At 45.5% G+C, this 13,935-nt stretch carries 11 protein-coding genes; 7 read left to right on the forward strand and 4 right to left on the reverse strand.

From position 1 onward, the window contains the following. The first annotated feature begins 68 nt into the window (after positions 1 to 68). From MD588_RS09280 to MD588_RS09295, 4 genes are all read left to right on the forward strand, one after another. Positions 69 to 983 (forward strand): D-alanine--D-alanine ligase, encoded by a 915-nt coding sequence (locus tag MD588_RS09280; RefSeq protein WP_265696842.1) that lies wholly within the window; start codon positions 69 to 71, stop codon positions 981 to 983. Between the two features lie 296 nt (positions 984 to 1,279). Further along, positions 1,280 to 1,474 carry a hypothetical protein gene (locus MD588_RS09285; protein ID WP_265696843.1) on the forward strand — a complete coding sequence of 65 codons (195 nt, stop codon included), beginning with the start codon at positions 1,280 to 1,282 and terminating at the stop codon, positions 1,472 to 1,474. A 183-nt stretch (positions 1,475 to 1,657) separates the two neighbouring features. Beyond that, complete coding sequence (def, locus tag MD588_RS09290; protein ID WP_265696844.1) at positions 1,658 to 2,176, forward strand: peptide deformylase; 519 nt, start codon at positions 1,658 to 1,660, stop codon at positions 2,174 to 2,176. Between the two features lie 163 nt (positions 2,177 to 2,339). After that, complete coding sequence (locus tag MD588_RS09295; RefSeq protein ID WP_265696845.1) at positions 2,340 to 2,552, forward strand: dodecin; 213 nt, start codon at positions 2,340 to 2,342, stop codon at positions 2,550 to 2,552. 203 nt (positions 2,553 to 2,755) lie between these two features. On the opposite strand, the gene MD588_RS09300 is transcribed toward MD588_RS09295, so the two are convergent. From MD588_RS09300 to MD588_RS09315, 4 genes are all read right to left on the reverse strand, one after another. Then, positions 2,756 to 3,832 (reverse strand): sodium:proton antiporter, encoded by a 1,077-nt coding sequence (locus tag MD588_RS09300; RefSeq protein ID WP_265696846.1) that lies wholly within the window; start codon positions 3,830 to 3,832, stop codon positions 2,756 to 2,758. 296 nt (positions 3,833 to 4,128) lie between these two features. Further along, positions 4,129 to 6,879 carry a cation-translocating P-type ATPase gene (locus MD588_RS09305; protein WP_265696847.1) on the reverse strand — a complete coding sequence of 917 codons (2,751 nt, stop codon included), beginning with the start codon at positions 6,877 to 6,879 and terminating at the stop codon, positions 4,129 to 4,131. A 1,194-nt stretch (positions 6,880 to 8,073) separates the two neighbouring features. Then, complete coding sequence (gene aguA / locus MD588_RS09310; RefSeq protein ID WP_265696848.1) at positions 8,074 to 9,165, reverse strand: agmatine deiminase; 1,092 nt, start codon at positions 9,163 to 9,165, stop codon at positions 8,074 to 8,076. A 58-nt stretch (positions 9,166 to 9,223) separates the two neighbouring features. After that, positions 9,224 to 10,642, reverse strand: coding sequence for an APC family permease (locus MD588_RS09315; protein WP_265696850.1), 1,419 nt, complete (start codon positions 10,640 to 10,642; stop codon positions 9,224 to 9,226). Between the two features lie 292 nt (positions 10,643 to 10,934). On the opposite strand from MD588_RS09315, the gene arcC reads away from it, so the two are divergent. The 3 genes from arcC to ptcA all read left to right on the forward strand — a co-directional run bounded on the left by arcC (position 10,935) and on the right by ptcA (position 13,927). Then, positions 10,935 to 11,849, forward strand: a complete 915-nt coding sequence (gene arcC, locus MD588_RS09320) for a carbamate kinase (RefSeq protein ID WP_265696851.1) — start codon at positions 10,935 to 10,937, stop codon at positions 11,847 to 11,849. A 65-nt stretch (positions 11,850 to 11,914) separates the two neighbouring features. Then, positions 11,915 to 12,535 carry a TetR/AcrR family transcriptional regulator gene (locus MD588_RS09325; RefSeq protein ID WP_265696852.1) on the forward strand — a complete coding sequence of 207 codons (621 nt, stop codon included), beginning with the start codon at positions 11,915 to 11,917 and terminating at the stop codon, positions 12,533 to 12,535. A 345-nt stretch (positions 12,536 to 12,880) separates the two neighbouring features. Further along, a complete protein-coding gene (ptcA, locus tag MD588_RS09330; RefSeq protein WP_265696853.1) occupies positions 12,881 to 13,927 on the forward strand; it encodes a putrescine carbamoyltransferase in 1,047 nt (348 codons plus the stop codon). Positions 13,928 to 13,935 lie beyond the last annotated feature (8 nt).

The raw sequence follows: 13,935 nt of genomic DNA on the forward strand, positions 1-13,935 counted from the left end.
TATTATGCTGTCGGTTTAATAAATACTGAAAGAGCATGTTTTTTTAGCTAAAAACATCAGGAAGGATTATGAGAGTAGGTGTTTTAACTGGCGGTGACTCCAGTGAAAGAATGGTTTCTTTAAAATCAGGCAATTGCATTGCAGACGCTATCGAATCTCTGGGGCACGAAGCCGTCAAAATAGATCCCCGCCATATCGACATTACTCTCCAGGGCTTCTTTAACCTAGACAAGGTGTTTATCGCCCTGCACGGCGGAATGGGGGAAAGCGGTCATATTCAGGCCCTACTGGATTTGCTCAAGATTCCATACACAGGAAGCGGATTGCTGGCCTCGGCTAACTCGCTGAACAAGCTTAAAACCAAAGAAATCTGGAAAAGCAACGCGCTGACAAGTGCCGACTGGATCACCGTCAATAAACACACTCCAACCCCGGAGATAAAAACATCACTCTCTGACCTTAAATACCCAGTGGTCGTCAAACCGCTCAACCAAGGTTGCAGCATTGGTGTCTCAAAGGCCGACACTGCCGATCAGCTATTTGACTCCTTGCTGGGAGCCTTTGAATATGACGATGATATTCTCGTAGAATCGTTTATTACCGGTCGCGAATATACCTGCGCGATTTTAAATGACGAACCGCTTCCCGTGGTACAAATCCGCTCTGAGCAATTCTTCGATTATGACGCCAAATTCGGCAGCCAGTCTGCCACCTACCATTGCCCGTCGGATTTGACTCCGGAAGAAGAGCAGCACATGCAGGCCATCGCTCTCAAAGCCTACCAAGCTCTAGGCTGTCGGGGATGGGGACGGGTAGATACCATTCTATCCCCTTCAGGAGAGGTGTTCCTTATCGAGATGAATACCGTACCCGGGATGACCACGCGCAGCGTTTTTCCGATGGCCGCCAAAGAAGCAGGACTCAGCTTCGAAGATACGGTAGAAAAACTGCTCGCTAGTGCAGACTACGATAACGCCTCTTAAAATTCGGCCTTTCAAATTTAATAACGACTGCTGAAAATTAGACAAATAGTATGGCTTCAATATGAGGCCATACTACTCGCCCGACCTCACCTCCATGCCGCTCAAAGGCATGTTATACCTTCGCACATTCAGCCGGCCTTAAGCCAGGTTGGCATATGCTATTCAAAACAGTAATGAGAACCCGATTTCGAAATTAATTGGATTCAGTCTATAAAACGGCCAGCCATCAAGATTCATGGTTGTTAAGGTGCAGCAAAGGCAGGCCTCTCTCTTCATCTAAGAACCACGGAGGAAACATGAAAAAAGCCCTATTACTGCTTTGCTTTGTTTTTTCAGGATTTACCTATGCCGAATTCGGTGGCGGCAGCACGGTAACCGTGCCCCACATCGTCTGTATGCAAAACGGTGAAATGCTCGGTACTACCGCCATGCCGGTAACCGAATGCAACAAGCTCAAAGCCGAACAGGCCAGCAAAGCAAGCGACAAATAACGCCTTTACCACTATCCTCACTTACGAGGCCAAGCATCTTGCTTGGCCTTTTTATTACGACTCATCACACTCAACGCCGACGCCAAATTGCGCCAGGAGGACCAGAACTCCCTCGAGAATGTTCCTAACTGACAATTTTCGGCGTACGCTTACAGTAATCGAATCAGCCTCAGGAAGTCAGCCATGGCCCCGCTTGAAATCGCCCAACTCGGCAACCCCATCTTGCGCCAACAAGCGTTAGCACTTACCCCGAGCCAGTTGAGAGATTACGCTCCGTTTTTTGTCGAACTCGAGAAAACGATGCTGGAATACAACGGGATCGGAATTGCTGCTCCGCAGGTCAGCAAGTCTATACGATCCTTTATCGTCGCTTCCAGTCCCAATCCGCGCTACCCCAATGCACCGCAGATGGAACCAACCTTGATACTCAACCCTGAGCTAATCTGGTCCAGCCAAGAAACAGAGGTGGACTGGGAGGGATGCCTGAGTATTCCCGGCATGCGCGCCAGAGTTGAACGTCCAAAACATATTGAGGTGCACTACACCACCCTCAACGGCAGTGACATTCACTGCCAGATGGAGGGTTTCATTGCTCGCATCTTCCAGCACGAGCTGGATCACCTCAACGGTATAGTGTTTCTCGACCGAGCGAAACCGAAAGATTATTTCACCGAGGCAGAATTTTTGAAACTCGTCAGCTAGAGTACCAGCTCCTTGTACTTGCACGCGGGAGATCTCAACCTCCCGCATTTTGAGATAGGCCGACTATTCATCCCCGTAGAGTTGACCCATTCCCACTTCACCACTACGTTTTTACTTGTACTCAATAAAGCTCATCGTAGATAAATATTTCGGAAGGTAAGCTATGTCTGACCATACGTACAAACTGATAGAGCTGGTAGGCTCTTCCCCTGTCGGGGTCGAAGAGGCGGTCAATTCGGCACTACACAAAGCAAACAACAGTATTCATAACATGCGGTGGTTCGAGGTCTGCGATATTCGCGGCAATATCGAAAATGGCAAAGTCGATCACTGGCAAGTAACGGTGAAAGTAGGTTTTACGCTTGAAGGCGATTAAACTTCTTTTATATCGTTCTGAATTAATAGCGGGTCGAGATTTAATAAATAAAAAAGCCGACTACGGTTAATCTGGAGACGTAGTCGGCAAAAGGTCGCGGATGGAAACCCCTAGGATAATATTTTAATTATATGGGTATTAATTAAGCTGTTCGCCCAACGACTAAAGTAAGTAAAAAAATGGTGATAACAATACCAAGAAGTTTAAGCTCGCGATTTTTCATAATTATCTCCTTTTTCTTTCCCTATAATTAAATATCTGACAGCGACAATAAATAAACCGGTTAATATCAAATTCAAAGCCAGCGAAAGCATGCTGATCGTAACAATAGGTCCGCCATAGCCGTAACCAATACTGATCATAAGCACACCGGCACCGACTTCTCCGCGAGGCCACATGCTAATAGAGAGTGCCAGACGCTCTTTTAATGTTGCCTGCTGGCGGTAGCAAAATAGTGGAAACATTTTTCCAAGATTAGAAATCACCGAAATAGCAAGTACGTGGAAGACTATCTCCCCCAGGCTCATTGATGGCATCGTCATAGTAATACTTGTGCTTTCAACCGACTCTACACCGCCAAATAGCTGCGGCAGACTAAGTCCGACCAACACCATGAAAATACAGGCTACGAGAGATGAAATTTTCTGATCCTGCGCCGTTTCATGCTGTGATTTCATCATACAACCCAGAACAAACGCAGGCAGCAATACCTCAAAATGGACGCCGGTCTTGAAATAGAACAGCTCGCAGACAGTCGCAATAAATAGCGAATAACCAATGATAACCATTGCTGAAGACGGTATATTCCATTGATGTAAATATTTATAGCCGACGACCAGCAGGCCAAACATCATCACCAACGTCAGGCCCAGCATCGGATTCCATCCGACAACCAGTACTGAGAGCGGGATCATCAGCAGCACAGTATCTAGGTCATCAAAAATAGCCAGGATCCGGGCCTTACCAAACATCCAGGTAGCGCCAAGACCCGCAGCGGCAAGCATGGCAAACAAGACCCCGGCAGAAGTGGGTGCCGCAAAGCGTCCGATGATTAACATTTCTGTCCACGCATCGACATTTGACCAGAGCTCTGGTGGCAGCAAAACAAAGATAAAATACAGTACCACTGCGAGCCATGGAAATGTCGCCGTCGTCATGGCCACAACATAGTCCCAGCGATACTGGCTCAGGTTATTTTTATCAATTTCAAATTCACGCCCGACATTAATCATGATATAGGATAATGCCGACATAGTAAGTAACAATATAAATGGTTTCATCAGTTGATAACCATAAAAAATAACAGGTAACAACTGAGACAAAACTAATCCCAATAACAATAAAGCCGAATAAATAATAACTTTCTTCATCATTAAAATCTCAAAAAATCAGTAGTTATAATTAGTTGCTTATCTTTACACTCCTAATATTCATTCCAATTGACATCAATTAGGCACAAGCGGAATTAACACTGCTGCTACTGGTGTGACAGCAGTGTTTTTTACAATTAACAAATACTCGGATTATATTTATTATCTAGGTATGAGGTACCTGATAATTCGTTTGAATAAAGGTATTAAACAAACTTTAGCTTTGTCACTTCCTTGAGCCCCGATAACAGCAAGGTTGGAATAGAGGCCATTATGATTATTCCGCCAAGATGCCCGATGGACAATGCTTCTGTATTAAAGATCATCTGCCCGATACTGGTATAGATAACCCCTAGTGACAAAGTTGCCGATACTGCAACTGCGCCCAATAGGTACTTATTGGTAAATGGATTTTTCCGGTATAGCGTCGTAAACGAGCGAGAGTCGAACAAGTGCCATAGCTGGGCAAAGATCAGCATCGAGAAAGCCACCGTCTGCGCGTAGTTTGCACTGTAACCGGCATCCAGTGCCCAGTTAAAAGCAAAGTAGCTCATTGTTCCTAATGCAAGACCTCTAACCACGATCTTTGCACCGAGGAAGTCACCAAAGAAACCTTCGTTTCGCTTACGCGGTTTGCGCTCCATTAGATCTTTTTCTTCCGGCTCAACACCCAACGCCAAGGCGGGTAACCCATCTGACACCAAGTTAATCCAAAGAATCATCAGCGGCGTCAGCGGCAAGATTGCTTCCGGCCCCATCATCAGAAATGCAATTAGGATAACCGAAACCTCTCCGACATTGGCCGTCAACGCCTGACGGATAAACTTACGCAGGTTGTCGAAAATCTGGCGTCCCTGGCGTACCGCTTTCACAATGGTACTGAAATTATCGTCAAGCAAGATCAAATCGCCGGAATCTTTCGCTACCGAGGTTCCGGTGATCCCCATTGCAACTCCGATATCTGCGCGACGTAGAGCAGGTGCATCATTCACGCCGTCCCCGGTCATAGCAGGTACTTCGTTATTGTACTGCTGTGCCTGTACAATACGCAGCTTATGCTCAGGTGAAACCCTTGCAAAAACGGCAACCTCAGGACAAATTCGGCGCAGTTCTTCATCATCCATCCTGTCGAGCTCTGCCCCTGTCACCACCTTATCTTTCTCGCTGCGTATAATGCCTATCTCTCGAGCAATCGCAGCGGCTGTCAGAGCATGGTCACCGGTGATCATAACGGTACGCACCCCGGCTTCGTAGCAGCTGTTAACCGCCTCTTTCACCTCAGGTCGCGGCGGATCCATAATGCCATATAACCCCAAGATCGTGACATCCTGCTCCAGCTCGTGATGATCCCGCTCAAGATCCTCTTCGCTGAGCTCACGGATACCAACAGCCAGGGTACGCAATGCCTCTTGGGCAAATGTCTCGATAGCGGCTTGATAGCCAGCCACATACTCTTCGGCCGGGTTGGCAGCCAGAGCCAAGTTGCCGTGCACCGATGGACAGCGATGCTCAATCACCTCGCCGTTAACCATAAAGCCTGTCGCATTTCGCAGAACAACATCCGGGGCCCCTTTTAACGCCAGAAAATGTCTGCCAGACTGGTGCTTAATAATCACTGAGGCCATCTTGCGACCAGAGTCAAACGGGAATTTCTCGACAATGGAATATTCTCCCGATGACAGCATATTCGCCTGGTTCAGACCCGCTTTTGCGGCGGCGACAATCAATGCGCCCTCGGTCGGATTGCCACGGACGGAATAGTTATCACCATCCTGGCGGAACTCAGCATCATTGCATAATGTCGCGACGACCAGTCCGTCCATCATTTCCGGACTATCTGTTGCAGCAGTGCCGTGCTTAATCGGCTTGAACTCGCCCTTCGGATCAAAACCCTTGCCTGTTACCTGCCAGTAGCGTCCGGCACTATCATAGGCCTTCATCACCTGCATCTGGTTTTGGGTCAGCGTACCGGTTTTGTCCGAACAGATAACGGTGGTTGAGCCTAGCGTTTCGATAGCAGAGAGCTGCTTAGCCAGCGCATTACTTTTAACCATCTTGGTCGAGCCCATGGTCAGCACAATAGATACGACCGTAGGTAATCCTTCAGGGATAGCAGCAACGGATAGTGAGATCCCGGTATTAAGAATTTCCAACCATGGCATGCCATGATAGATACCGATAGCGCAAACGACGGAAACCACACCAAGCGCTGCCACCATCAATGTTTTGGCAATGGTATCCATACGGACCTGCATTGGTGTTTTGGTTTCTTCGGTATTCGACATCATATCGGCAATATGGCCAACTTCAGTCTGCATACCGGTTGCTACGACGACCCCATAGCCAGTACCTGATGTCACAATTGTCGTCATGAACCCCATGTTAACCTGATCGCCAAGGCCAATGTTGTCACCATCCAGGGCTGCTGTTGACTTGTCGACAGGTTCGGATTCGCCGGTTAGAGCAGCCTCATCAATTGACAGCCGATTCGACTCGATGATCCTGACATCGGCTGCCAGAATATCACCGGTATCAATTTTTAAAATGTCCCCCGGAACCAGATCCCTGGCTGCGACTTCATGAATTTCACCACTCCTAAGCACATGGGCAGTTGGGGCTGCCATTTCCTTCAGGGCTTCCATCCCCTTCTGGGCCTTGAATTCCTGCCAAAAGGCAATAATGGCATTAATAAAAATAATGACAGTAATCGCAATACCATCAACTAAGTGTCCGGTAAAAAATGAAACAATTGCGCCAACACCAAGAATAAAAATCAAAGGATTTTTAAATTGGTGAATGAATAACTCTAAAGCAGACTTTCCACGTTTCTCTTCTAACTCATTGGGACCATACTTTTCTTGACGATTCTTAACTTCATTATCATTCAAACCAGAAGAACTGGTATCCAATGTAGATATTGTGTTATCCACTGTCTCGGTAAACCACTTTTTTAGCATACAGTGCTCTCCATGAAGTAATTATTTTGGCACATTAAAACCTTGCAACTGGTTTAACACAGTTCACAAGGAGTTAATTTATTAATGGTTAATTAATGCGGATATAAATTAGCGCAACGATTTGATAGTTGTATATGAATACCGTTCACTTCATTTGAGGTTCAGTTTGATTCTTTGATTTAAATCAAAATCAGCTCCTCTTATCGGTATTTTATAAATCAAGAATGTAATAAACAATGAATAAAACTGAATATTATTAGAGATAAAAACTCGAAAAAACCGAGCATTAAAAGCAAAAACCAACAATTAAACCGAGTTTGATAGCATTTATCCGCCACCAAATGTGACATCACTCAACCTTTCATTTAACAGTCAAGCAACAGATAAAAACCGATTCTAAAAACAATCCAACAGTCAAAAGTAAATGCATTCTTTTGCTTTTGTGGAGAATTTATAACGAACAAAAATATGCTCGCAAAAATACTGCTAATATAGCCACCAAACTAATAAGCTTGCATTTTACTATGAAAATTTCACTTTGTTGTATTACATTTCACATTGAAAGAAAATGTAAAATCAAACTAATTAGTATCAATACTGTTTCCATATCATTTTGTTGTAATGTTTTGTAAATTGTTGAACTAGCCTTTAATTATTAAAACTCGCTAGTTACCTTAATTATTTCTGAACGGAAAAATGATCATAATCAATTCGTGGATGCCAACAATTATTTAAATTGAAAGCGAAGAAGAGTGTTTTAACTTATATCAACAACTAATAACCGTTACAGCATTTATGTTTAATGATAAGTGAGGTCACCATGTTAGACTCTGTAATAAATACATTAGGAATGTTCATCATAGGCGGGAAATATGTGCTCATGGTAGTTTTAGCGGGTATAATCTTTTTTACCGGCCCAAGCAGCACCGAGCTAATGACTATGAATCTTATTGATACCAATGAGTAACACCATACTATTTCATCTTGGTATTCGATTTAGCCACAAGCAGTGCTCCAACTGAGGGCGCAAACCATATCAATCAGTTCAAGCGGGAGATCGTTCATCCCGCTAGCACTGTTTTGTTCAATTGCTACATACAGCAGATCTTCATCCAATCCTGAAAGCATGTAATCGTTCAAGGTCGCCCTGTCAGCATTTGGGCTAATAGGGCAACAGATATAATAAAACAACGGCTAAATCTGAGGGATTTGCTGGGTGATACAATGAATATTACCACCACCCAATAGGATTTCGCGCGCATCAACTCCAGTGATCTGATAACCAGGGTACAGCTCAGAGAGCAAGCTGGCCACTTCACCATCACGAGTTTCATCAAGCAACGGATAGATGATGTGTTCATTCGAAATCAAGTAATTGGCATAAGATCCCGCCAAGCGTTCACCCGGCACACGCTCCATACCGTCCGACGCATCCACACCGCTCGCTTCATCTTCGGAGATAAATAATGGCCCCGGCATCGGTAATTTATGTACCTTGATCTGACGACCTTTGGCATCCTTTTGCGTTAACAAAGCATCCATTGCCATTCGAGAAATATTGTACTGAGGATCCGTATCGTCTTCACACCATGTCAGTACAACTTCACCCGGGCGTACCACGTGGATCAAATTATCAACATGTCCGTTAGTTTCATCATTGTATAAACCTTGGGGGATCCAGATAACTTTCTCAACCGATAGGTAAGCTTTCAAAACCTCTTCGATCTGCGCACGATCTAAATCCGGATTTCGGCTAGGATGGAGCAAGCACTCCTCAGTAGTGTACAGCGTACCGTCGCCATCAACATGAATTGAGCCCCCCTCCAGCACGATTGGCGCACGGTAGCTGTTATCTCCCAATGTTTCACACACCTTCCGTGCAACCGCATCATCTTTGTCCCAGGGGAAATATAGGCCATCCACCAACCCGCCCCACGCATTAAAGTGCCAGTCGACCCCGCGACGCTCCCCCTTATCATTTACCACATAGGAAGGGCCGATATCTCGCATCCAGGAATCATCGGTACTCATCTCCAGCAATTGAATATCACTCGGTAACATTGAACGAGCATTCTCAAACTGACTCGCACTGACAACCATCGTCACCGGCGTTGTTTGGGCAATTGCTTTAGCCACTTCAACAAAGGTCGCCTGCGCGGGCTTCCCGCCATAGCGCCAGTTGTCGGTACGCTCTGGCCATGCCATCCATACCCCAGATTGAGGCTCATGCTCCGCAGGCATTCTGAATCCATCTTGCTTAGGCGTCGTGGTAAGTTGTTTTGTCATGATGCTTTCCTTCTATCTTTTATTTACATCAAATCTGTTAGTGTCAATCATCATCAAACTATGCAGTATGCTCTTGATATTTAGCTTCTTTTTCTGTTTTGGACTTTTTCTCTACCGCCAGCTTCAATAAATACTCACCCAGGGCTATGGTCAGTGCCACACCGATAAAGACCGGCCCGCTGTAAGTCCAATCCACCGTGAACGTAAGCAAATCTGGGAAAATGAACAGCACAACAGCCTGTGCAATCGTGAGGAAACACACGATGCTCAGCAACCATTGCACCCCCATGCCACCAGGCACACGGAATGGACGTTCGCGCTTACTGTCACTCACACGTAGTTTCAAATATGACGGGAACATAAACAGATAAGGCAGAAGGAAAATACAGCTGGAGAATGCAAATACCGACCAAAACAACTCATCACTGCTTTGGGCAAAAATGGCGTAAGCGAGAATGACGATAGTTGACAGTATTCCTGTGATATTATTGGCACCGACTGGGGTATCATATTTTTCGGACATCTTAGCTACCATTTCAGGTAGTTCACCTTCATTGGCTGCCTCTGCCGCTGCTCGACTGGCTCCCATGGTCCATGTCACCATATTGCCGATGAAAGTTAGCAATGCCATGATACCGATAGCGTACACCATGAACTGACCAAAGGCCCCTGTACCAAATAACTTGCGCAACGTATCGATAATACCGGCCACAAGACCAATATCCTGGACGGGAAGTGCCATCAATATACCGACCGTCCCAAAGACATAGAGGAAGGCAGTGATAACAGCCGCAAGAAAAATGGACTTCGGCATATCACGCACATCTTTCATTTCTTTGGTCATGGTCGCGACAAGTTCAAACCCCATCAGGTTGAATACCAACGCTGGCAAAAAAGCCACCCCCGTATCGAGGCTTGGCATCATGGCCGAAAGACTAAATTCATTAGCAACACCATGCTTCGCCGCATAGATAAAGCCACCAAAACCCAACACTGAAATCACTGTCACTTTCAAGACGGCACCAATATTGGTCACCCAGACGCCGACATCGACAGAAACATTACAGATCCAAATTGTTAGCCAGGTCAGTACAATACAAATTACAATTTGCCAGAATAAAGATAAGTCAGGGAAAAATAGTTCAGCAAACATCCCGGCAAACATAATATATACAGCGGGCATCCATAACCCGACATTAATCCAATAAAACCACGTTGTTCTTACAGCCCATTTATAACCAAAGGCTTGTTTAACCCAGTCATAAATACCGCCATCACCAGGGTAGGTGGTTCCCAGCTCAGAGGTAATTAAACCGTAGGGAATAACAAATACAACTAATGTCACCAACCACCAGCCAATTGCACTAACCCCAATAGAAGCCGAAGCCGTTAATGTATCTACAACAATAACGGCGCATAGGCTAAATAGGGCTAAGCTTGTCACCCCCATTTTTCCCGTCGATGCTTGCGTGTCCATAATATATCTCCGTGTAGATTCAACTTATCAAATATTTTTCTATGACATCACTTATTGCTTGATGGTTATTATCTAATCAGAGCTGGCGACCAACTTACGTTATTAGAATCACTTATCGGCTAGGCGACGATTAATTATGGAAAAGGCGTGACCTGAAATTCATATCTCCACCTCCAATGGCTCTTAGACGATAAAATTGATTCTGATCAAATGCATAAAATTCCCTAAGGAGATACATTTTGATGCAGACCAACACGGTTATTCAGATCATTAATGTGACAGGAAGAAGGCAATGGATAATAACAAACCGATCATCGTTGTGGCTGTCGGAGGCAATGCGCTGCTCCAGCGTGGCGAGCTAATGAGTTATGAAAACCAATTTAGCAATATCGCGATTGCAACCCAGGCATTGGCAAAGTTGAGTGAAGAGTACCGGGTAGTTATCGTGCATGGCAACGGCCCCCAGGTCGGGCTATTGGCATTGCAAAACCTGGCCTACACCGATGCACCGCCCTATCCACTCGATGTACTTGGTGCAGAGACCCAGGGCATGATCGGTTATATGATGGCCCAAGGGCTGAAGAGAGCGTTGCCCGACGGCAAGTTCAGTACCGTTCTGACACAAATTGCCGTCGATGAAAATGATCCTGCATTTGACGCCCCGGATAAATTTATCGGCCCGATCTATGACCAGCAAACCGCGGCTGACAAGGCTCGGCAATATGGCTGGACCGTCAAACAAGACGGTGAATTCTGGCGCCGGGTCGTCCCTTCTCCATACCCTCAACAAATTCTTGAACTTGATAGTATCCGCACACTATTGGACGCGGGCCATACGGTAATATGCTGTGGTGGTGGTGGCTGTCCGGTTGTTCATACCCAACAGGGATATGAAGGCGTCGAAGCTGTGATAGACAAAGACTTGTCTGCCGCGGTATTGGCCAAACGGCTTGGTGCCCAACACTTTTTAATTTTGACTGACGGGGATTTCGTTTGTGTTGACTGGGGCACACCGAACGAAAAACCGCTATACGATGTCAGCGTCAACGAACTAAAGCAATATACCTTTGCGGCCGGGTCGATGGCACCGAAAGTCAATGCCTGCTGCGACTTTGCCGCTGCAACATTGGGAATAGGACATATTGGCTCGCTACACAAAGCGTATGAAATTATGGCACATCAATCCGGCACCCATATTCGTGCATAATAGATGAATGATAGCGACCTAGATACCATATACCGAGAACACGGCAGGCCATAACAGGGAAGACCATGAAAAAAGAATCAACAGAGCAGCGACTGGATCGAATTCATAAAGCGGTAACCCATCTGGTCGCACAACGCGATGTAAACTCTATTTCTATCTATGACGTTGCCAAAGAAGCCGCAATCGCTGCCTCGACGGTATATCATCACTACCCCAACATTGAGGCGTTGATCTACGAATTAATGGAAGGGATATTTGTTGATTTCACCACCGTCTTGCAAGAAGCAGTCAAGCCGGAAGAGATCCATCACTGGAGTGACATTAACCGGATGATTGAACAAGGATTTGTCAATTATTACCGAAGTAATCCTTTAGTACAGCGCATCTTGCTTGGCCAGCATACCTATGCTTCGATCCGCCATGCAGATGCCCAAAACGACCTGTTGCTTGCTGAGCATGTCGAAGCTATCTATCGCCAATACTTCGTTCTGCCAGAGCTGCCTAACGATGTGAATATTTTCGCCATAGCCCTGCAGGTAGCCGATAAAGTCTACTCAATGAACTACCGCGAGAATGGGGATATTCCTCCGGAAATGGCACGTGAAGCGATCACGCTTACCGAAGCATATTTAGGCACATACCTGCCTAAAAACCTAGTCAGACCTCCAGCCGAAGCAACGATGTAAATTATTACCACCTGATGGACAATACAGATAGACAATATAGCGCCGGTGACTATAGTCATCGGCGCTTATTTTATTGCCCATAGAGAATAACTTATTCTGTTCTTTCCAAGAATAATATTAGAATCAAATATCGAATAATAACGCCCATACCAACATGTATTTGTGACAAATAACAGGAAGTTTTCACCTCTTATTTAATATCAATCGATTAGTGATTCTAGTTTAAGAATTATATGGCTCAACTAACGATAATAAAAACATAAAGAGAAGCAACAACCTCTAAATCATCACTCTTTTAGCTAGTCGAAACAATGCTAATACGATATTAAACAGAAGGGATATATTATGAAACTTCCATCGTCAAGTGCAACAGAACTAAATAAAATAGGCCTACGTCATTTCCTAAAAACTCAAGACTATTCGAAAAAGGAGTTGAACGATATTCTCGAGCTAATGGCGATGTTAAAACAAGCCCGCCGTGACAATGCCCTACCGCAGTTATTCAAAGGCAAGTCTGTTGCCATGATTTTTGAACAGCCTTCAACTCGTACCCGTGTCTCTTTTGAAACAGCGGCGACCATGCTTGGCGGCCACGCCCTGTTCTTGTCACCAAAAGATATCCACCTGGGCGCAAAAGAATCGCTGGAAGATACAGCCCGCGTGTTATCTCGTATGGTTGACGTGATCATGGCACGAGTTGACGACCACAGTACAGTTGCTGGTTTGGCCGAACAAGCAAGTGTCCCAGTGATCAATGGATTATGTGACTGGCTGCACCCAACACAGATTATGGCCGACCTGTTTACCATGCTTGAGCACCTTCCTGAGGGCAAAACGCTGAGCGATTTAACAGTAGCCTTTGTCGGCGATGCAACCAATGTCGCTTCTTCACTAATGTTTGCATGCACCAAGTTTGGCATGACATTTAAGCATATTTGTCCTGAGCGCTTTAAAGCCCCTCAAAAGTGGGTTGATATCGCGTTGGATAACTGCGAAACATCAGGCGGAAAACTGGTGATCACCGACAATACTGATGAAGTTGCCGGCTGTGACATTATCGTCGCAGATAGTTTTTACTGGTTCGGCCAAGAAGACGAAAAAGAAATCCGTCTTTCGACCTTCATCCCCGAATATGTCGTCACCCAGGAAATGATGGACAAAGCAGGGCCAGACGCCATGTTCATGCACTGCCTGCCAGCAAATGATCAGCGCGAATGTACTCGCGAAGTCATGGAATCACCACGCTCAGTTATTTTTGATGAAGCTGAAAATCGATTAACGGCCCAAATGGCACTGTTGGTATACTTCAGCCACAAGCATATTCAACAACCAAGCCAGGAAACCATCGCTGAACACAAAGCAAAAATCGAAGGCTTCCTAAATACGCTATAAGCTAGCGA

The sequence above is a fragment of the Photobacterium obscurum genome, assembly GCF_026191635.1.
GTDB lineage: Bacteria > Pseudomonadota > Gammaproteobacteria > Enterobacterales > Vibrionaceae > Photobacterium > Photobacterium obscurum.

Bases quoted from the DNA above. Each gene is read 5' to 3' on its own strand.
- MD588_RS09315 (WP_265696850.1), bottom strand. From the start codon at position 10,642: ATGGACACGCAAGCATCGACGGGAAAAATGGGGGTGACAAGCTTAGCC.
- ptcA (WP_265696853.1), top strand. From the start codon at position 12,881: ATGAAACTTCCATCGTCAAGTGCAACAGAACTAAATAAAATAGGCCTA.
- MD588_RS09325 (WP_265696852.1), top strand. From the start codon at position 11,915: ATGAAAAAAGAATCAACAGAGCAGCGACTGGATCGAATTCATAAAGCG.
- MD588_RS09280 (WP_265696842.1), top strand. From the start codon at position 69: ATGAGAGTAGGTGTTTTAACTGGCGGTGACTCCAGTGAAAGAATGGTT.
- MD588_RS09305 (WP_265696847.1), bottom strand. From the start codon at position 6,879: ATGCTAAAAAAGTGGTTTACCGAGACAGTGGATAACACAATATCTACA.
- MD588_RS09300 (WP_265696846.1), bottom strand. From the start codon at position 3,832: ATGAAACCATTTATATTGTTACTTACTATGTCGGCATTATCCTATATC.
- arcC (WP_265696851.1), top strand. From the start codon at position 10,935: ATGGATAATAACAAACCGATCATCGTTGTGGCTGTCGGAGGCAATGCG.
- MD588_RS09285 (WP_265696843.1), top strand. From the start codon at position 1,280: ATGAAAAAAGCCCTATTACTGCTTTGCTTTGTTTTTTCAGGATTTACC.
- def (WP_265696844.1), top strand. From the start codon at position 1,658: ATGGCCCCGCTTGAAATCGCCCAACTCGGCAACCCCATCTTGCGCCAA.
- MD588_RS09295 (WP_265696845.1), top strand. From the start codon at position 2,340: ATGTCTGACCATACGTACAAACTGATAGAGCTGGTAGGCTCTTCCCCT.
- aguA (WP_265696848.1), bottom strand. From the start codon at position 9,165: ATGACAAAACAACTTACCACGACGCCTAAGCAAGATGGATTCAGAATG.